Source organism: Aeromonas sp. TW 6 (assembly GCF_013168745.1).
Lineage (GTDB): Bacteria > Pseudomonadota > Gammaproteobacteria > Enterobacterales > Aeromonadaceae > Aeromonas > Aeromonas caviae.
In genome coordinates this window covers 155,081-173,347 of record NZ_JABERS010000002.1, presented here as the reverse complement: position 1 = coordinate 173,347, position 18,267 = coordinate 155,081, and the positions used below count along the sequence as shown (strand labels likewise).

General features: G+C 63.0%; 16 protein-coding genes. 6 read left to right on the top strand and 10 right to left on the bottom strand.

Annotated elements, in window-relative coordinates; all coding sequences use genetic code 11:
* Window positions 1-14: 14 nt before the first annotated feature.
* Together HKD46_RS01700 and HKD46_RS01695 are read right to left on the bottom strand one after the other, a co-directional pair.
* Complete coding sequence (locus HKD46_RS01700) at window positions 15-713, bottom strand: L-ribulose-5-phosphate 4-epimerase (protein ID WP_171864819.1); 699 nt, start codon at window positions 711-713, stop codon at window positions 15-17.
* Window positions 710-2,386, bottom strand: coding sequence for a ribulokinase (locus tag HKD46_RS01695; protein WP_113724936.1), 1,677 nt, complete (start codon window positions 2,384-2,386; stop codon window positions 710-712). The genes HKD46_RS01700 and HKD46_RS01695 overlap by 4 nt, the downstream gene beginning before the upstream one ends.
* 360 nt (window positions 2,387-2,746) lie before the next feature.
* Here HKD46_RS01695 and HKD46_RS01690 point away from each other — a divergent pair, with 360 nt between their 5' ends.
* From HKD46_RS01690 to araC, 4 genes are all read left to right on the top strand, one after another.
* On the top strand, window positions 2,747-3,730 hold the full coding sequence (locus HKD46_RS01690) for an arabinose ABC transporter substrate-binding protein (RefSeq protein ID WP_139737323.1): 984 nt from the start codon (window positions 2,747-2,749) through the stop codon (window positions 3,728-3,730).
* A 66-nt stretch (window positions 3,731-3,796) separates the two neighbouring features.
* Window positions 3,797-5,293, top strand: coding sequence for an L-arabinose ABC transporter ATP-binding protein AraG (gene araG, locus HKD46_RS01685; RefSeq protein ID WP_010674476.1), 1,497 nt, complete (start codon window positions 3,797-3,799; stop codon window positions 5,291-5,293).
* Window positions 5,294-5,341: 48 nt separating this feature from the next.
* The gene (gene araH / locus HKD46_RS01680; RefSeq protein ID WP_010674477.1) at window positions 5,342-6,343 is read left to right on the top strand and encodes an L-arabinose ABC transporter permease AraH; all 1,002 of its coding nucleotides are present in this window, start codon (window positions 5,342-5,344) and stop codon (window positions 6,341-6,343) included.
* A 132-nt stretch (window positions 6,344-6,475) separates the two neighbouring features.
* Window positions 6,476-7,387, top strand: coding sequence for an arabinose operon transcriptional regulator AraC (araC, locus tag HKD46_RS01675; RefSeq protein WP_171864818.1), 912 nt, complete (start codon window positions 6,476-6,478; stop codon window positions 7,385-7,387).
* Between the two features lie 68 nt (window positions 7,388-7,455).
* Here araC and ykgO read toward each other — a convergent pair whose 3' ends face one another.
* Together ykgO and HKD46_RS01665 are read right to left on the bottom strand one after the other, a co-directional pair.
* Window positions 7,456-7,581 (bottom strand): type B 50S ribosomal protein L36, encoded by a 126-nt coding sequence (ykgO, locus tag HKD46_RS01670; RefSeq protein ID WP_010674479.1) that lies wholly within the window; start codon window positions 7,579-7,581, stop codon window positions 7,456-7,458.
* A complete protein-coding gene (locus tag HKD46_RS01665; RefSeq protein WP_171864817.1) occupies window positions 7,578-7,847 on the bottom strand; it encodes a type B 50S ribosomal protein L31 in 270 nt (89 codons plus the stop codon). Before HKD46_RS01665 ends, ykgO begins: the two co-directional genes overlap by 4 nt.
* A 225-nt stretch (window positions 7,848-8,072) precedes the next feature.
* Here HKD46_RS01665 and HKD46_RS01660 point away from each other — a divergent pair, with 225 nt between their 5' ends.
* Window positions 8,073-8,327 carry a DinI family protein gene (locus HKD46_RS01660; RefSeq protein ID WP_010674481.1) on the top strand — a complete coding sequence of 85 codons (255 nt, stop codon included), beginning with the start codon at window positions 8,073-8,075 and terminating at the stop codon, window positions 8,325-8,327.
* A 306-nt stretch (window positions 8,328-8,633) separates the two neighbouring features.
* Here the strand turns inward: HKD46_RS01660 and HKD46_RS01655 are convergent, their stop codons facing one another.
* The 5 genes from HKD46_RS01655 to dcuC form a co-directional block, all read right to left on the bottom strand.
* On the bottom strand, window positions 8,634-9,446 hold the full coding sequence (locus tag HKD46_RS01655; protein ID WP_052258834.1) for a DUF2927 domain-containing protein: 813 nt from the start codon (window positions 9,444-9,446) through the stop codon (window positions 8,634-8,636).
* Between the two features lie 20 nt (window positions 9,447-9,466).
* Window positions 9,467-9,970 (bottom strand): M48 family metallopeptidase, encoded by a 504-nt coding sequence (locus HKD46_RS01650; protein ID WP_010674483.1) that lies wholly within the window; start codon window positions 9,968-9,970, stop codon window positions 9,467-9,469.
* A gap of 131 nt (window positions 9,971-10,101) precedes the next feature.
* Complete coding sequence (locus HKD46_RS01645; RefSeq protein WP_045524716.1) at window positions 10,102-11,745, bottom strand: hypothetical protein; 1,644 nt, start codon at window positions 11,743-11,745, stop codon at window positions 10,102-10,104.
* A 279-nt stretch (window positions 11,746-12,024) separates the two neighbouring features.
* On the bottom strand, window positions 12,025-13,674 hold the full coding sequence (locus HKD46_RS01640) for a bifunctional UDP-sugar hydrolase/5'-nucleotidase (RefSeq protein ID WP_171864816.1): 1,650 nt from the start codon (window positions 13,672-13,674) through the stop codon (window positions 12,025-12,027).
* Window positions 13,675-13,764: 90 nt separating this feature from the next.
* Entirely contained in the window at window positions 13,765-15,117 is a 1,353-nt protein-coding gene (dcuC, locus tag HKD46_RS01635; RefSeq protein ID WP_010674486.1) for an anaerobic C4-dicarboxylate transporter DcuC, read from the bottom strand.
* A 323-nt stretch (window positions 15,118-15,440) separates the two neighbouring features.
* Between dcuC and HKD46_RS01630 the strand changes: the two genes are divergently transcribed.
* Entirely contained in the window at window positions 15,441-16,046 is a 606-nt protein-coding gene (locus HKD46_RS01630; RefSeq protein WP_124814311.1) for a DUF922 domain-containing protein, read from the top strand.
* Window positions 16,047-16,163: 117 nt separating this feature from the next.
* On the opposite strand, the gene mnmC is transcribed toward HKD46_RS01630, so the two are convergent.
* Window positions 16,164-18,179: a bifunctional tRNA (5-methylaminomethyl-2-thiouridine)(34)-methyltransferase MnmD/FAD-dependent 5-carboxymethylaminomethyl-2-thiouridine(34) oxidoreductase MnmC gene (gene mnmC / locus HKD46_RS01625; RefSeq protein WP_171864815.1), complete on the bottom strand. Its 2,016-nt coding sequence runs from the start codon at window positions 18,177-18,179 to the stop codon at window positions 16,164-16,166.
* Window positions 18,180-18,267: the final 88 nt, after the last annotated feature.

Here is an 18,267-nt window from a genome sequence, read left to right as displayed (position 1 = left end):
GAGTTTGTCCTCTTTTAGGCTTTTGTCTGGCCGTAATAGGCGTGTTTGCCATGCTTGCGCTGGTAGTGCTTCTCCAGCAGGTAATCGGGCAGGGGGCGGGCCCCCGGGTTGATCTGGCCGGTGAGCCAGGCCATGCGGGCCACCTCTTCCAGCACCACGGCGTTGTGTACTGCATCCTCGGCGCTCTTGCCCCAGCTGAAGGGGCCGTGGTTGGCCACCAGTACCCCCGGCATGGTGAGGATGGGGGTCTGCTTGAGGGTTTCGACGATGAGATGACCGGTCAGCCCCTCGTAGTCCTCCTCCACTTCGCCCGGGGTGAGCAGGCGGGAGCAGGGGATCTCGCCGTGGAAGTAGTCGGCCTGGGTGGTGCCGAAAATGGGGATGGGGCGCCCCGCCTGGGCCCAGGCGGTGGCGTGGGTAGAGTGGGTGTGCACCACGCCGCCAAGCTCCGGATAGGCGCGATAGAGCACCAGGTGGGTGGCGGTGTCGGAGGAGGGGCGCAAGGCGCCCTCAACCTGCTTGCCCGTTAGATCCAGCACCACCATGTCCTCGACCCGCATCCGCTCGTAGCTGACGCCGCTCGGTTTGATGACCACCAGACCTTGTTCCCGGTCTATGCCGCTCACGTTGCCCCAGGTGAAGGTCACCAGGCCATGGCGCGGCAGATCCAGATTGGCGGCGAGCACCTGATCCTTGAGGGTCTTGAGGTTCATGCCGGCACCCCCCGGTTGTAGAGCGGTTCGGCGGCGGCGCCCCAGGCGAGGTAGCGCTGGTAGAGGCGTTCATACTCGGCGACCCGCTCGGGGTGTGGCTGGTGGGTGCGCTCCACGGCGCTCGCCATGTGGTGCTGGGCCTTGGCCACATCGGGATGGATCCCGGCCGCCACGGCGGCAAAGATGGCCGCCCCCAGGGCGCAGCACTGATCCGAGGCCACCACCTGGATGGGCCTGTTCATCACGTCGGCGCAGGTCTGCATCACAGTGGTGGACTTGCGGGCGATGCCGCCAAGGGCGATCACCTGCTCCACCGGCACCTGCTGACTGGTCATGCACTCCATGATGCTGCGGGCACCGAAGGCGGTGGAGGCCACCAGGGCGCCGAAGAGATCGGGGGCATCGGTGCCGAGGTTGATCCCCGTGAGGGTGCCCTGCAGGCGCTGGTTGGCATAGGGGGTACGCCGGCCGTTGAACCAGTCGAGCACCACCGGCAGGTGCGCCAGGTCGCGCTGCTGATCCCAGGCGGCGGCAAGGCTGGGTAACAGGGCCTGCTTGTGGCGCTCGATGGCGGTGCGAAGCTCCGGATACTGGGCGGCGAGGCTGTCCAGGGGCCAGCCGAGCTGGCGCTGATACCAGGCATAGATGTCACCGAACGCCGACTGTCCCGCCTCCAGCCCCACCATGCCCGGCACCACGCTGCCATCCACCTGGCCGCAGATCCCGGCAATGGCCCGATCACCTATGGTGGCCTCGTCGGCGATCAGGATGTCGCAGGTGGAGGTGCCTATCACCTTCACCAGGGCATTGTTGCCGGCCCCGGCTCCCACCGCCCCCATGTGGCAGTCAAAGGCGCCGCCGGCGATCACCACCTCGCAGGAGAGGTGCAGCCGCTCCGCCCACTCCGGGGTCAGTGTGCCGACCGGGAGATCGGCGGTCCAGCTGTCGGTAAAGAGGGGGAAGTCGAGATCCTCCGTCAGCAGGGGATCCAGGGCATTGAGGAAGTCGGCGGGGGGCAGGCCGCCCCAGCTCGGGTGCCAGAGGGACTTGTGGCCGGCGGCACAGCGCCCGCGCTTGAGGGTGGCCGGGGCCTGGGTGCCGCTCAGGATGGCGGGTACCCAGTCACACAGCTCGACCCAGTTGCAGGCGGCGGCGCGCACGGCGGCATCGGCGCGGGAGACGTGCAGGATCTTGGCCCAGAACCACTCGGAGGAGTAAATGCCGCCGATGTAGCGGCTGTAGTCGGGGAACTGGCCGCCGTGGCACAGGGCAGTGATGGCCTCCGCCTCCTCGATGGCGGTGTGATCCTTCCACAGCACGAACATGGCGTTGGGGTTGTCGGCGAACTCCGGACGCAGGGCTAGCACGCGCCCCTCTCTGTCGATGGGGGCGGGGGTGGAGCCGGTGCTGTCCACCCCGATGCCGCGCACGGCGGTGCGCTGACTCGGCGTGAGCTGGCTCACCACCGCCACCACCGCCTGCTCCATGGACTCCAGATAGTCGAGGGGGTGGTGGCGGAACTGGTTGTTGACCGGTTGGCAGTAGTGGCCAGCCTGCCAGCGCGGGTAATAGACGACATGGGTCGCCAGCTCGGCGCCGTCCTGGCAGCGCACGGCGAGTGCCCTGACCGAGTCGCTGCCGAAATCGAGTCCGATGACGATGTGCTCAGACATAAGTGCTCCTGACCATCAATGAGGGGTGACTGGGGGGAACCATAGGAGATGGGCAGGAGGGGCGGTTAGCCATTGGCTGCTGGAAATATGGATTTTAACGCTGTCAGTGCGACAGGGTGACGGCTCTCTAAAATTCAATATGTGACGAAATTGCTAATTATATAGACTAAATGGCTGCAATCTCATGGCGTGATCCTGCTCTCCATTTTTAATTGTGAAAACGATTACAACTTGGTTCGCTCAACCAGCAACAACAATAACGTCCTGTTTAAGCATGTTTTTATATGGCTGCGACTTGATTGACTCAACGAGCAGCACTGCGTGGATACATGGATTGATAGAACCGTTGGAGACATTCGCATGAACAAAATCGTTAAAGGCATGATCGCGATGGGGTTCGCCCTTGGTATGGCAAATTCTGCTTTCTCGGCCGAAGCGCTGAAGCTGGGCTACCTGGTCAAGCAGCCAGAGGAGCCCTGGTTCCAGACCGAGTGGAACTTCGCCGACAAGGCGGGCAAGGATCTGGGCTTCGAGGTGATCAAGATAGCCGTCCCCGACGGGGAGAAGACCCTCAATGCCATCGACAGTCTGGCGGCGAATGGCGCCAAGGGCTTCGTCATCTGTACTCCGGATCCCAAACTCGGTGCCGCCATCATGGCCAAGGCCAACAGCATGGATCTGAAGGTCATCACGGTGGATGACCAGTTCGTCAACGCCAAGGGCCAGCCCATGGATCAGGTGCCGCTGGTGATGATGGCCGCCACCAAGATTGGCGAGCGTCAGGGGCAGGAGCTCTACAAGGAGATGCAAAAGCGCCAGTGGGATCTGAAGGCCACCGGGGTGCTCGCCATCACCGCCGATGAGCTCGACACCGCCCGTCGCCGGGTCGAGGGCTCCCTGGGCGCGCTCAAGGCCGCCGGTTTCCCCGAGGGCCAGATCTTCCGCGCGCCCACCAAGAGCAATGACATTCCGGGGGCGCTGGATGCCGCCAACTCCATGTTGGTGCAACACCCCGAGGTCAAGAACTGGCTCATCGTCGGCATGAATGACAACACGGTGCTCGGCGGCGTGCGCGCCACCGAAGGGCAGGGCTTCAAGGCGGAGAACGTCATCGGCATCGGCATCAACGGGGTGGATGCGGTGAACGAGCTCTCCAAGTCCAGCGCCACCGGCTTCCTCGGCTCCCTGCTGCCCAGCCCGGACGTACACGGCTACAAGAGCATCCAGATGCTCCATGACTGGGTCGTCAACGGCGCCGAGCCTGCCAAGTTCACCGAGGTGACCGACGTGGTACTCATCACCCGCGACAACTTCAAGGCCGAGTTGCAAAAGAAAGGGCTGTGATCCCCATCCCTTGATACCCATGCCGGCATGGCGGAGTGCGCCGTGCCGGCTGGCTGGAGTCATCTCATGAATCAAGTTCCATATCTGGAGTTTTGCGGCATCAGCAAGGAGTTTCCCGGCGTCAAGGCGCTGCAGAACGTCTCCTTCGCCTGCCAGCAGGGCACGGTACACGCGCTGATGGGAGAGAACGGGGCCGGCAAGTCCACCCTGCTCAAGATCCTGAGCGGTTTTCAGGCGCCCACCCGCGGGGTGGTGAAGCTGGCGGGTCAGGAGAAAGTGTTCCAAAACACGGTCGATGCCCTTGAGAGCGGGATTGCCATCATCTATCAGGAGCTGCACCTGGTCCCTGAAATGAGCGTGGCGGAGAACATCTACCTGGGGCAGTTGCCGACCCGGCGCGGCGTCATCGATCGGGAGAAGCTCTATCAGGATGCAGCCAGGCAGCTGGCGCGCCTCGGGATGGACGTCTCCCCCGAGACGCCGCTCAAGTACCTGTCCCTGGGGCAGTGGCAGATGGTGGAGATCGCCAAGGCCCTGACCCGGGACGCCAGCGTCATCGCCTTCGACGAGCCGACCAGCAGCCTGTCGTCCCGCGAGATTGAGCAGCTGTTTCGGGTCATCCGCCAGTTGCGGGACGAGGGCAAGGTCATTCTCTACGTCTCCCACCGCATGGACGAGATCTTCGCCCTGTGCGATGCCATCACGGTGTTCAAGGATGGCCAGTTCGTGCGCACCTTCGCTTCCATGGCCGAGGTGGACCGGGATCTGCTGGTCAAGACCATGGTGGGGCGCGAGCTGACCGACATCTATGGCTATAGCCCAAGGCCGCTTGGCGAGGCGGGCCTCAAGGTGGAGCACCTGATGGGGCCCGGCCTCAAGGCGCCGGTGTCGCTCGAGGTAAAGAGAGGGGAGATCCTCGGCATCTTCGGGCTGGTGGGGGCCGGGCGCAGCGAGCTGATGAAGCTTATCTTCGGCGCCGAGACACCTCGAGGGGGCGAGATATCGGTGTTTGGCAAACAGGTGGTCATTCAGAGCCCCATCGACGCCATTCGCAGCGGCATCATGCTCTGCACCGAAGACAGGAAGGCGCTCGGCATCATCCCCATCCATTCGGTGCAGGAGAACATCAACATCAGCGCCCGCCGCCACCACGCGTGGGGAGGCTTCTGGATCAACCAGAAGTGGGAAGACGAGAACGCGAGGCTGCGGATCCGCGACATGCGGGTCAAGACCCCGTCTCCCCAGCAGGCCATCATGAACCTCTCCGGCGGCAACCAGCAGAAGGCCATTCTGGGGCGCTGGCTGTCGGAAGACATGAAAGTGATCCTGCTCGATGAACCGACCCGGGGCATCGACGTCGGGGCGAAGAACGAGATTTACAACGTGATTTACGATCTGGCCAAGGTGGGCATCGCCGTGGTGGTGGTCTCGAGCGAGCTGCCGGAGGTGCTGGGCATCGCGGACCGGATCCTGGTCATGCGGGAGGGGGAGATCGCCGGCGAGCTTTCCCACGACGAGGCCAACGAGGTCAAGGCGCTCAATCTGGCCATGCCGGCCCGTTGATCTGCTGACCGCAACGAGATAGCACCCGGAATTTTCAGGAGAAATACCATGACAACAACGACCTCGGTCGGCCAAGCCGCCAACGACACCGCGGCGAGCGGTACCCGCCTGCAACTGACCCGCATCTGGGATCAGTACGGCATGCTGGTGATCTTCGCCATCCTGTTCCTGCTCGCCTGCGTGCTGGTCCCCAACTTCGCCAGCCTTATCAACATGCGGGGGCTTGGGCTTGCCGTCTCCATGTCGGGCATGGTGGCCTGCGGCATGCTGTTCTGCCTCGCCTCCGGCGAGTTCGACATGTCGGTGGGCTCTGTGGTGGCCTGCTCAGGGGTTGCCTGCGCAGTGGGCATCAACGCCACCGAGAGCATCCCCCTCGGCATTCTGGCCGGTCTCTCGGTGGGCCTTGTCTTTGGCCTCATCAACGGCATCGTCGTTGCCAAATTCAAGATCAACGCCCTCATCACCACCCTTGCCACCATGCAGATGGCGCGCGGGGTGGGCTACATCATCTCCGACGGCAAGGCGGTGGGCATCGTGGAGGAGGGCTTCTTCGAGCTTGGCAACTCCGCCCTGCTCGGCATCCCGACGCCCATCTGGCTGACGGCTGTCTGCTTCGTGCTGTTCGGGCTGCTGCTCAACAAGACCACCTTCGGGCGCAATACCCTGGCCATGGGGGGCAACGAGGAGGCGGCACGTCTGGCCGGGGTCAACGTGGTGCGCACCAAGATCATCATCTTCACCATGACCGGGCTCATCGCCTCGCTCGCCGGCATCATCCTCGCATCCCGCATGACCTCGGGTCAGCCCATGACCTCCATCGGCTTCGAGCTGGTGGTGATCTCCGCCTGCGTGCTGGGTGGGGTCTCCATGAAGGGGGGGATCGGCAAGATCTCCTACATCATCGCCGGGGTGCTGATCCTGGGGCTGATGGAGAACGCCATGAACCTGCTCAACATCTCCCCGTTTGCCCAGTACGTGGTGCGTGGCCTCATCCTGCTCGCCGCCGTGCTGTTCGACCGCTACAAGCAGGTGCGCAAAGCCCGTATCTGAGCAATGTCTTTCCTCGTCACCGGGCCGGCCTCGCGCCGGCCCGGTGTTTTCCCCGGCAAGCTGTGAGCCAGTTCAACAATTTCACAACGAACAGCTTGCGAACTTAGGGGGTTCCTACGCCGGATCTCTACAATGGCCCATGTCGACTTTTTTACCGAAACCCTGTTTTCCGCCATGTCCTCGATGCAAAAAGAGAAGCCGAAACAACTCAATCCCCTGCTGCCTGGCTACGCCTTCGACGTCTTCCTGGTCTCGGGGATTACTCCCATCGAGCAGGGGAGCGCGCTGGATTTCACCATCGACAGGCCCCACGGCATGAAGGGGTTCATCGTCAATCTGACCATCAAGGGCAAGGGGCAGATCTTTCAGGGGGACAAGGCCTTCACCGTGGAGCCCGGTGACCTGCTGCTCTTTCCTCCAGCGGCGGTGCACCATTACGGCCGGGCGCCGGATGCCCGGGAGTGGTATCACCGCTGGGTCTATTTCCGGCCGCGGGCCTATTGGGCTGACTGGCTCAAGTGGCCCCAGGTGACGGAGCAGGTGGGGCGGCTGCAACTGGCGGACAACCAGCTGCTCACCGAATTCGACGCCCTCTTCCTCGACATCGAGGAGACCCACAAGCAGCTGCGGCCCATGTCGGAGCAACTGGCCATGAACCTCTTGGAGCGGTTGCTCATCCGCTGCTACGAGGCATCGTCCCAGAATGCCTATCCCGCCATCGATCACCGGGTCCACGAGGCGTGCCAGATCCTGAGCGAGTCCCTCTCGGCCGAGATCTCGGTGGAAGCGCTGGCGGAGCAAGTGTTCTTGTCCCCCTCGCGCCTCGCGCACCTGTTTCGCGAGCAGGTGGGGGTGAGCATAGTGCGCTGGCGCGAGGATCAGCGCATCATGCGGGCCAAGCTGCTGCTGCAGACCACGCCGCTGTCGGTCTCCACCATAGGCCAGCAGGTGGGCTATGACGATCAGCTCTACTTCTCGCGGGTGTTCCGAAAGCGGGTAGGGGTCAGCCCCACCGAATACCGCAAGTGCGCCACCCCGCTATGAGCAGAGCCCAGAGATGACAAAGCCCTCATGACGAGGGCTTTTGTTATCCATGAGGGGCGGATGCGCAATCAGCCCTGACGAGCCTTGAACCTGGGATTGCTCTTGCAGATGACGAACAGCTTGCCGCGCCGACGCACGATCTGACAGTCCGGGTGACGCGACTTGGCGGATTTCAGGGAGGCGAGGACTTTCATTGTTTCTCTTTTCCTTTGCTGAAGAACTGACCGAATCGCTGGCCGAAGCGAGCGACCTGACCTTCCTTGCCGACCTGCTTCTGTTTGCCGGTATAGAAGGGGTGGAACGCGCTGGAGACATCCAGCGTCACATAGGGGTAGGTGTTGCCATCTTCCCACTCTCTGGTGCGATCGGTGGCCAGCGTGGAGCCGATCAGAAAGTAGGTATTGCTGGCGAGATCGTGGAACAGAACCTTGCGGTATTCAGGGTGAATATGGGGGTGCATGATTGCCTCTTTTGTTATGTTATAACAAGAGGTGGATAATGCGATGGATGAGAATCAATATCAACTGTTTTTTCCATGATGACAGCGATGGGGGAAAATCGGGGCCGTTCGGCTGCACATCGTCAGCAAGAAGGCATGGGCGGTGAGGGCTTATGTGCAGCCACCATCTTTACTTTTCAAAACTACTGTATAAAAATACAGTAAATTATCATGGAGACGTACCCTATGCGCCTGGAAATCATCATCGACAGAAAACACCAGATCCCCACCTCGACCATGGAGGCCTTGCGCCAGGAGCTGCTCAAGCAACTGGGTGAGCGCTTTCCCGATCTGCATGTGCGGGTGGCACCGGGTAGTGCCATGGCTCTGACGGTCAGTCGCGCCAGCAAGGAAGACAAGGAACTGGCCGAAGCCATGGTGCAGGAGGTGTGGGAAAACGCCGATAGCTGGATGCCGGAAGAAGAGGCTCTGGAGGCCTGAAGATAAGCTCTCAGCGGCAAACATCGTCGTGATCTGCCAGGCCGAGAGGAGGAGTCTCCAGCCGGATGATGATCCCTGTACTGGCTTTGCCGAACCGCTCTTCAAAACACGCAGCCTCGGGCTGCGTGTTGCGTTGATGGGGTAAGCGCATGACCATGAAGGCGAATGGCGAATGGCGAATGGCGAATGGCGAATGGCGAATGGCGAATGGCGAATGGCGAATGGCGAATGGCGAAAGGCGAAAGGCGAAAGGCGAAAGGCGAAAGAGTCGAAGAGTAGAAGAGTAGAAGAGTGACGGGGCTGCGTTCAGAGTCCCGCCCAACGCTTGAGGCTGTCGACCTGCACCCGTTGGGTGGCCTGTGCGATGTCGCCATTGGCACGTAGTGCCTTGAGGGCGGTGGGGAGCGCCGCGCGTACCTCGTCCGCCGTCATGCCCGGTTGCAATGCCGGGTGGTAGGCAAGCCTGAGCAACACGTAATCGAGCCCGGTCAGAAAGCTGTCGATGCTGCTGTCATTGAAGATGGAGGGGAACACCTTGTCCGAGTCGTTGGGCAGCCCCATCACCTGGCTCAACTCTTCCACTACGCAATCCAGAAAACGGCCCTTTGCCCGGCTGTAATCCACCGGAATGATGATGGTGGCACGGGTGATCTCGTAGCGAGCGTTGGTGGCGAAATTGGCCAGGCAAATCCCCTCCTTGAGGGCGATGCGCACCGACTCGTCCTGGCGCATGGTGCGCGCAGCCCAGCTCGCCATCTGTTTGTGCCGGGTCATGATGAGGGTGAGATTGGGGTTGTCGTTGACAATCTCGATGGGGTGACCGGTGATCCTGCTCAGGTGACGGGTCTGTACCTTGACGACCTCGGCCTGCAGCGGCTTGTCGCCGAATTCGTTGACGAGCTTGAGACGCACGGGGCCCGGCCAGCGGGAGAAGTGCTCCTGTTGTTCATGGCCATACTCCCGTTTCATGGCGATTTCCATGAAGCTCTGGACAAGGTAGTCATCACGCTGCCAGCGTTCGGTGGCCGACAGCGGCAGGGAGAAGAGCCAGAGCATCAGCCCCGGGAGCAACCAGTGCCCATGGCGAACGGGCTGGAGAGGTGTGTGCCATGGGCGCATCTTGCCTCCTTGCAAGGGGATCAGCGGGCGGTACGCTCGATATCACGCCAGGTGAGCCAGAGCCTGAGATCGAACTCCAGTTGATGATAGTCCGGTTCCATGTGCTGGCAGAGCTGGTAGAAAGCCTTGTTGTGATCCTTCTCCTTCAGGTGGGCCAGCTCATGCACCACTATCATCTTGAGAAAGGCGGGATGGGCCTCCTTGAACAGGGCGGCGATGCGGATCTCGTTCTTGGCCTTGAGCTTGCTGCCTTGCACCCGGCTGACATAGGTGTGCAGTCCCAGGGCATCCTTGATCACGTTGATCTTGCCGTCGAAGATCACCTTGGAAAGCGGCGCCGAGCTTTTCAGGTAGCGGTTCTTCAGCTCCATGGTATAGGCGAGCAGCGCCTTGTCGCTCTGGACGAGGTGGGTTTGCGGGTAGCGTTTGGCCAGCATCTCGCCGAGTTTGCCCGCCGCAATCAACTGCTGTACCTGAGCCTTGAGTGGCTCCGGATAGCCCCCCAGATAAGTCAGCTCCGCCATGATTCTTCCCTCTGCCGCAAAAAAGAGCGCCATTGTAGTCAGGATGGAGCGCCTTGAACATGGTCGGCCCCCCTCTTTATGACGACAACGAAAAGGGGCCATCACCAGGATGGCCCCTTCTGTGTGCCTGATTAGCGGCGCCGGTACAGGCCCGGGTCCACCTCTTCATACTGGGCTGCCAGATACTGGTAGAAGGCAAGGTGGGAGGGGGAGGTCGGAGTCTTGAGCTCCTGTGCCACCCGCTCCGGTTTGGCGATGATGAATTTGGGTTGTTGGCGCTGGATGTCAGCCAGCACCCGCTCGCGCACATCGTAGGGCGGGTTGACGTTGGCAAAGAACAGATAGGCGGAGGCCGGCTGGCGATCGGTCCAGAGGTAGTATTGCGGCTGGATGCCATCGACCCAGATCTTGTCGGTGGGCGCCGTCTCGGCCAGGATACGATCGACCCTGACCTGGGCGGGGGGATTGAACGGCCTGCCCTTGAGATTGCCTTCCCAGGCGTTGTTGACCAGCAGCGCCAGCATGGCCAGCGAGGCGAGCCAGGGGGTGGCGCTTCGCACGTCCCAGGCGCGCCAGAGCGGGACCAGAATGAGCACGGGCAAGGCCCACAGCAGGCTGTTGCCGAGCACCTCGCGCACCCGCTCCAGAGACCACTCCTTGGTGCTCCAGCCATAGCCGAGCTGCTGGGCCAGCAACCAGCTGGCGGTCAGCACCACCAGGGAGATGCAAAGTAGCCCCAGGGCATCGGATCGCTGCTCGCTTCTGTCCAGCAGGCAGGCGAGCGGCAGCAGGCCAAGCTGCAGATAGAGCACGTCATAGTGATCGAACACATGGCCGGAGACCGAGTTGGCGATCAGGGTGAACAGCACCCCCAGCAGGGTGGCGCACAGCGCGGGGAGATACCACTCCTGGCGGCGCCCGAGCATCAGGACGAGGAAGGCGGGCAGCAGCATGATGAGGCCGGTGCGCAGCAGACCGACGGCGCCTACCTCAGGAGAGAAACCGTTGCCGTAGCTCCCTTCAAAGAAGATGCCGAAGGCGTAGTATTTGAACTCTGCCAGCACGTCGTGGTGCTGGAAGTAGGCATAGAGCGGGCCGCCGACGAGAGCCAGTCCAAGCAGGCTGGAAAAGAGCAGGGCAAAGGCGCAGCGCCACTGCTCGCGCAGGCACCAGTGACAGAAGAGCACCAGATACCAGGCCCCCCAGAAGGCGCCGTTGTTGGTGCGCATCCAGGCCACGATGGCGAAGGTGAGTGCGGCGACCAGAGCCGGTCCCCAGCTGAATCGCTTGTCCAGCAGCAAGGTGATGAAAGCCCACTGGGCGATGAGGGCCAGATGGAATGTCCAGTCCTCTGTCATGTTGCCGTAGTAGTAGCGAGTGCTGTAGAGCGCCAGCAGGGCCAGCATGCTGCCAAGTCGCGCCCGCACTGAGAGCCCGAGCTGCGAAAAAGCCTGCCAGCTCGCCATGAGGCCCAGCCAGCAGAGCACCCACTCCAGCAGCCAGATCCCGAAGAAGCCACCAAGGCCATAGCCCAGTGCATCGAGGGCGAAGATCATGGGACCCTTGATGTCGATCATGTCCCGATAGAGTACGCCCCCCTCGCTCCACATCTTGCCCATTACCGCAAACAGGGAGGCATCAAATCCCGGGGCCATGCCGTGGAACAGCGGATTGCGCAGACAGAACAGCAGAGCCATCAGTGCGGTGAGCAAGATGACCGACGGCCTGATCCCGGGATTGTGGCGGTGCGGGGTAAAGCGGATGGCGTGATTCATGGGTGACCTGTTCCTGCGGGAAAGACTGAAAAAGCGGGCTTATCTTGCCGAGCCGGGCTGCACGATGCAATGGAAGAAGTGTAGGCACCTGAAATAATTCGTAAAAGTATCGTTTTCACGCCTCTGGCTGCATTGGCAGGCCCCATCACAAGACAGGGCCGGCGCAGTCGGGCGTCACAGCCTGAGGTTGCATGGTAGGGGGCCTGCGCCTGGGAGCGGACCAGGATTCCCCTATGCGGCGAAAAGGCGGCACCGACCCGGGATGGGCCGGTGTCAGATTCACTGGCCGTGATACTCCACCAGGGCCGGCAGAGGGCTGAGTTCCGGCAGGTGGCGTGCCCAGCGCAGGAAGGCATCCGCCAGGGTGATGCCGAGCTCCTGATTGTGCTGGGTCAGGGTGCGGGCAAGGGCCGTGTAGCCCTCCTTGCCGGAGGCGGTATAGGCACTGGAGACCCCGCGATAGATGGCATCCGGCTCGACGTGCTGCCACTGATCCGGGCTGGCTTCCCATTCCAGGCGAGTGACCCTCTCCCCTTTGGGCCTGTCGGCCTGATAGCAGAAGCGCACCCCGGCGGTATAGGGGAAGCTGCCGCTGCCATTGCCCGTCACCCCGTTGTTGGTGGCGTTGTCGATGGCCCCCTCCAGCGCCTCGGCCAGTTCATGGCCGTGCACCCGGTAGAGGGTGAGGGGAATGGCAAAGGGCAGCAGGCGTCCGGCAACATCTGCTTCGGTCAGGGGGCCGGGCTCGAGGGAGCAGCGTACGCCCCCGGCGTTGTGCAGGGCAAAGTCCACCTGACCCACCTGTTCGCGGGCACTGGCCAACATGGCGCTCGCTACCAGGGGGGCGACCTGGCTGCCAGCGGGCAGGCTGGCATCGGGCAGGCGCTGGTGATGGAGCGGATCGGCGAGCCGGGTCACCACGCGCCGGGTCATGGTTTCGAGCTCGGGGCGATAGCGTCTGGCCAGATGCTGCTCGAGCTCGGGGGCCGGTTCGCAGAAGTGCAGCCCCGCAGGAGGCGGGGAAGCAAAGGGCCAGGGATCCCAGGGTAACCACTCCAGCTGGCCGCGGCTTTGGCACACGCGTCCCTGCTCGTCGAAGGTGAGTTCGCACACCCCGAGACAGAGGGCGCTGTGGGCGGCGTGCAGGATGGCCACCCCGTTCACCATGAGGGGATAGCTGCCTTCGCTGTCGAGCCCGAGCGGCGCCAGATCCCCCAGCAGGCTGTGGGTGTGCCCGCCGACGATGAGGCTGAGCTCAGGGAAGCGGGTCGCCAGTCGCTTGTCCTGCGCCAGACCCAGGTGGCTGAGCAGGATGATGTGCTGGATGCCGGCGGCCTTGATCTCGCCGAGGGCACGGCTCAAGGTCTCTTCGATACCGTGGAAACGGGTGTGGTGATCGGGGCTCGCGATGGCGGCCATCTGCGGCAGCGTGATGCCGAGCAGGGCGAAGGGCACGTCGTCGATGACGCGCTTGTGCCAGGGGCGGCTCGCGTCAAACAGCTGCGGCAGCCCCTGCAGCCGCAGCGGGGCATCGGCGGGCTCCTGACGGTTGTCGATGTTGGCGGCGAGCACCGGGAAATCGAGCTGGCGCAAAAACTCCACCAGCGGCCCGTTGCCCAGATCGAATTCGTGGTTGCCGATCACCATGGCATCCGGTCGCAAGAGGGCCAGCAGGTCCGCATTGGCCCGCCCTTTGAAGCGGTTGAAGTAAAGTGACCCCTGGAAGGTATCGCCGCCATGCAGCAGCAGGCAGGTCTGGCCGGCTGCCTCGGCCTGTTGGCGCAGGGCGGTGAGCCGGGTCAGGATGCGGCCATAGCCGCCGCACTGGGTGCGCCATTCGGACTCGCCATCGGGGGAGAAGCGCATGGGGGCGCCATCGAAATGGGAGTGGCAGTCGCTGAAGTGGGCAAGTTGAACCGTCATACTCAAGGCTCGGTCCTCCTTAGGAAAAAAGAGCACCGAGTCTACTGCATGGGGTGGGGGGGATACCAGCCCGGCGGCAGCCGGGCCGGTAAAGAGTCAGGCGGGAACCATGATCTGGGTGGCGAGGATCACCACCAGCAGGCCGACGGCCACCGGCAGCGAGGTACGTTTGACCACCTCGAACGGAGAGAGATTGCCCATCCCCGCACAGGCGACCACCACCCCGGAGACCGGCGAGATGGTGCGGCCGAGGTTGGATGCCTGCAGCATGGGGATCACCAGATAGGCCGGGTTGACGCCGAGGCTGGTGGCCAAATGGGGGATGAGCTCCACGAAGGCGTAGAAGGGGGCGTTGCCGGAACCCGTGGTGAAGGCCGCCAGGGTGGTGATGACCACCAGCACCAGCATGATGACGATGCCGCCGGTACCGAAGCTCTGAGCCAGATCCAGGAGGTTGGCGATGAAACCGAGTCCCATCAGACCCTGGGCAAAGACCCCGGCACCCACCAGCAGCATCACCACGCCGGCGAAAGCGTCGGCCATGTTGCGCCAGCACACCTGCAGCCCGTCCAGCAGCTCGCGGCCGTTGCGCTTGCGCACCAGCTCCAGCAGGGCGGCCAGCACCAGGCAGATGACGATGATGGTGACGATGTCGAGCTTGGGCCCCAGTTTGCCGTCAAACAGCAGCACACCGATGATGGGGGTGAAGGGCAGGATGGCGTAGAAGCCGGGGGCGTCGGTGACGAGATCGCTCGGGGCGACCGCGGCGTTGTGCTCCCCGGCCTTCTGATCAAGATAACGTTGCCAGAAGAAGTGGGTCACCGCCATGGCGGCGATGGCCACCAGGGAAATGGGCAGGGTCAGCTTGAATGCAAACTCGATGAGCTCCATGTTCGCGGCCTGGGCTGCCATCACCACGTCCCCCGAGGTGGGGGAGAGGATGATGGCGGCCGGCGAGGCGCACACCGCCGCTGCCGCGCCACGGGAGATCCCCATGTTGACCATCAGCGGGAAGAGGGTGGCCATCAGCAGAACCCCGAGGCCGGTTGCGGAGCTCACCGCCAGCGACATGGCGCAGGCGACCAGATAGGCGGCCACCAGCAGGATGTAGGGGGACTTGATGACACCGAGGGGTTTGCTCGCGAGCTTCACCAGTATGGTGTTGGCGCCGATGTGGCTCATGTAGCCGGCAAAGCCGCACAGCACCATGATGAGCATGCCGAGGCCACCCCCCCTGTCGACCAGCAGGAAGCGCACGTATTCGAAGATGTCGGTGGCCATGTGGCCGGTGGAGGGGACGCTCGCCGGCAGCACCGCCTTGCCCATCAGGGCGGTGATCGCCAGCAGCAGCAGGCCGCCGCTGAGCAGTACCCCGGTGGCGGAGTAGCCCTTGAAGATGTAGCGACCCACGGCCAGGGTGACCAGGGTGCCGATCAGGAGTTCTATCATAAAACCTTCCTAAGAGTTGAAGTGAGGGGGTGGCCTGCCAGGGCTCACCAGAGGGTTGCGCTGGACTATCCGGCATCGGCCAACAAAAACACTGCGGATATTACCCACTAAGGAGTATTTCACCATCCGTTCGATGGCAGCTTGTGATCTCGACTGCAAATCCCCGCCTGAGCCGGGGTGATGACTCGCACGTTTGCAGCAACCGGGTGCCAAGAGCGGATGACAGGGGGCTGGATCAGGGGTAATCTCCCAATCGGGTTATTAATTCATTGATTATTAATTGAAATTAAGCCGGGACTCACAAGGAGCAAAGCCGCGGACAGATGGGACTCTTCAGCAAGACAGGGGTGACGGTGGCCCTCATTTATGCCGCCTCAATCGGTGCTGTACCTTCCCACTATGCCGGTGTGAAGGTCGCCCCCGATATCAAGGTCGACTTCCAGTTCTATCGGGTCTCCGGGGCCGATGTGGGGGCCGTGATGCGCCAGATCACCGCCTTGTCGCCCACCCAGGCGGACGGGCACATCGGCAAGGCCAGCTATCAGCTCTCCTGGCAGTTGCAGACGAAGGCGACGGCGACACGCTGCGAGCTGGAGCAGGCCAGCGTTCGTGCCCGCATCCAGGTCAGGGTGCCCAACTGGATGGACAAGGCCCGTGCGCCCGCGAAGGAGCGCCAGAAGTGGGACAAGCTGGTGGCCGCCATGTTTGACTACGAGAGCCGTCACAAGGACATCCTGCTGGAGAGCGTGAGCCAGCTTGGCACGCGCCTCGCCCAGTTGCCGGTGACCCGGGATTGCCCAACTCTGGAGCATCAGGGCTGGCAGGCAGGGCAGGCGGTGCTGGAAGCCACCCGGGCGCGGTTCGACATCCTGGCCAGCCAGACCGATCAGGGGCGCAAGCTGGGGGTCGTCTGGCCCAGGGCTGGCTGATAACACGTGTACAGGCCCATGGCCGCTCATGGGAAACATAAAAAACGGGCTGATTGAGCCCGTTTTTTGTTGGTGTGCCCAATGGCGTGGAGGCGGGCAGCCCCGGCTCCTGGGTGACTAGTCGCGCAGCGGTTTGCCCCTGCGCAGTCTTCGCACCCAGTAGCGGGCGGGGTGGAGCGCCTCCAGCAGATCGGCCGCCAGCGGCAGGGGCTCGCCGCAGATCTCGCTGGCCAGCAGCTCGCCGCACAGGGGCGCCGAGCACAGACCCCGGGAGCCGAGTGCCCCCAGCACGTAGAGGCCGGCGTGTAGGGGTAGTGGGCTCTGCTGATCCGCGGGGGCGTTGACGTCATGATCCGCCAGCGCCGCCAACCGGGCGACGGGCCCGGCGACCGGCAGGTGATCCCGGCTGGCGCAGCGCACCCCGATGCGGGCCTGAGCACCGCTCACATCCACCTCGGCAGGCCAGCGCTGATGGGGCACACAGGCTTGCAGCCGCGCCCTGTTCTGCTCCTGCTCGTCGGTGCGGTAAGCTAGATCGGTCTGGTTGCGGCCATAGCTGGCCCCGATGCAGTGCGCGCCGTTGTGGGCCGGTGTGAGGTAGCCATCGTAGCAGAGCACGGTCTTGAGCTGGCTCAAGCCAGCCGTGGTCGGCACATGGCTCACTTGGCCGCGCACCGGATAGAGCGGCAGCTCGGCAAAGGGGAGCAGGGCTGGCAACTGATGCCCGGCTGCCACCACCAGATTGGGGGCACACCACTGGCGGCCATCCCGGCTCTCCAGGTGCCAGCCATCGGCCTCTTCGGCAATGCGGGTCACAGCGGCATTGAACACCACTTCCAGCCGCCCGCTGGCCTGCGCCTCCCTGATGGCGGCGCGGGTGAGATCCGCCGGACAGAGCCAGCCCCCCAGGGGATAGCTCACGCCATCCGCATCGCAGGGCAGGCCGACCACTTGCTCAACCTCCGTTGCCGAGAGTGGGTGCATCAGCTCGGGGGGGAAGGGGCCCTGGCTCATCTTGGCAAGCTTGGCGGCGGATTTGTCGTCGTAGCCGAGTTGGGTGACACCACACAGAGAGAAGGCGACGGGGTGGTGCTTTGCCAGGGCCAGCAGCCGGTTTCTGGCAAAGCCAAAGGCCAGCGAATAGAAGCGCGACAGGGCATCGTGCTCGCCGTTGAGCAGGGGGTAGAGGGCTCCTTGTCGATTGCCGGAGGCGCCGCTGGCCGGTTCGCCATCTTCGCACAGCAAGGTGACGTGCCGACCCCGCTCCACCAGAGAGAGCGCCGTCATGGCGGAAGCGATGCCGCCACCAATGATGAGCACCTCTCCTTCCCGCCCTGCGGGGCGGGCATACCAGGGGGCGATGCTCTGCTGCGGCACTTTGCCTTCCCGAACACCCGCCAGCATCTCCCGCTTGCTGCCATGGCCCTTCACCTTCTTCATGGCAAAGCCGGCGGCAATCAGCCCCCGTCGCACGAAACCGGCGCAGGTAAAGGTCGAGAGGGTGGCATCGGGGCGGGCGAGGCGAGCGAGATCGTCGAAGAGATCCTGGGTCCACATCTCTGGGTTCTTGGCAGGGGAGAAACCGTCCAGATACCAGGCGTCCACCAGACCGGTTGCCGGATGGGGCACCTGGGGCAGCATCTCCTTGATGTCGCCAAACCAGAGGTCGAGGCGGATGCGGCCATCGGCAAAGAGCAGGCGATGGCAGCCGGAGACCGGCAACGGCCACTGGTCGATGAGAGGCTGGCTCAAGGGGGCAAGCTCGGGCCAGGCGGCCAGGGCCTTGCGCAGATCGGCCTGGGTAAGAGGGTATTTCTCGACGCTGATGAAGTGCAGCCGGGATCCGTTGCCGGACAGGGGGGCCTGTTCCAGAAAGGCGGCCATTGTGGCCAGAAAGTTAAGTCCTGTACCGAAACCTGTTTCACCAATCACGAAACTGTCACTATCGTGGTGCGAAAATCGCTCTGGCAGTCGATTTTGCTGCAAAAAGACGTAGCGGGTTTCACTTAGACCGTTATCATTGGAAAAGTACACATCCCCGAACTCACTGGAGACTGGAGTTCCCGCTTCGTTCCAGTCCAATCGGGCATGATGTAAGGATGTTTGACTCACGTTTTCCTCGGCTCGCGTCACAAAATCGCGGGCATTCTACGTGAAAGCAGACCAGTTTGGCAGCCGAAAGCGGGTAGACTCGGTGCCAGTTTTTCCAGACGAGATGAAT

Bases quoted from the DNA above. Each gene is read 5' to 3' on its own strand.
- HKD46_RS01700 (WP_171864819.1), bottom strand. From the start codon at position 713: ATGAACCTCAAGACCCTCAAGGATCAGGTGCTCGCCGCCAATCTGGAT.
- HKD46_RS01695 (WP_113724936.1), bottom strand. From the start codon at position 2,386: ATGTCTGAGCACATCGTCATCGGACTCGATTTCGGCAGCGACTCGGTC.
- HKD46_RS01690 (WP_139737323.1), top strand. From the start codon at position 2,747: ATGAACAAAATCGTTAAAGGCATGATCGCGATGGGGTTCGCCCTTGGT.
- araG (WP_010674476.1), top strand. From the start codon at position 3,797: ATGAATCAAGTTCCATATCTGGAGTTTTGCGGCATCAGCAAGGAGTTT.
- araH (WP_010674477.1), top strand. From the start codon at position 5,342: ATGACAACAACGACCTCGGTCGGCCAAGCCGCCAACGACACCGCGGCG.
- araC (WP_171864818.1), top strand. From the start codon at position 6,476: ATGGCCCATGTCGACTTTTTTACCGAAACCCTGTTTTCCGCCATGTCC.
- ykgO (WP_010674479.1), bottom strand. From the start codon at position 7,581: ATGAAAGTCCTCGCCTCCCTGAAATCCGCCAAGTCGCGTCACCCGGAC.
- HKD46_RS01665 (WP_171864817.1), bottom strand. From the start codon at position 7,847: ATGCACCCCCATATTCACCCTGAATACCGCAAGGTTCTGTTCCACGAT.
- HKD46_RS01660 (WP_010674481.1), top strand. From the start codon at position 8,073: ATGCGCCTGGAAATCATCATCGACAGAAAACACCAGATCCCCACCTCG.
- HKD46_RS01655 (WP_052258834.1), bottom strand. From the start codon at position 9,446: ATGCGCCCATGGCACACACCTCTCCAGCCCGTTCGCCATGGGCACTGG.
- HKD46_RS01650 (WP_010674483.1), bottom strand. From the start codon at position 9,970: ATGGCGGAGCTGACTTATCTGGGGGGCTATCCGGAGCCACTCAAGGCT.
- HKD46_RS01645 (WP_045524716.1), bottom strand. From the start codon at position 11,745: ATGAATCACGCCATCCGCTTTACCCCGCACCGCCACAATCCCGGGATC.
- dcuC (WP_010674486.1), bottom strand. From the start codon at position 15,117: ATGATAGAACTCCTGATCGGCACCCTGGTCACCCTGGCCGTGGGTCGC.
- HKD46_RS01630 (WP_124814311.1), top strand. From the start codon at position 15,441: ATGGGACTCTTCAGCAAGACAGGGGTGACGGTGGCCCTCATTTATGCC.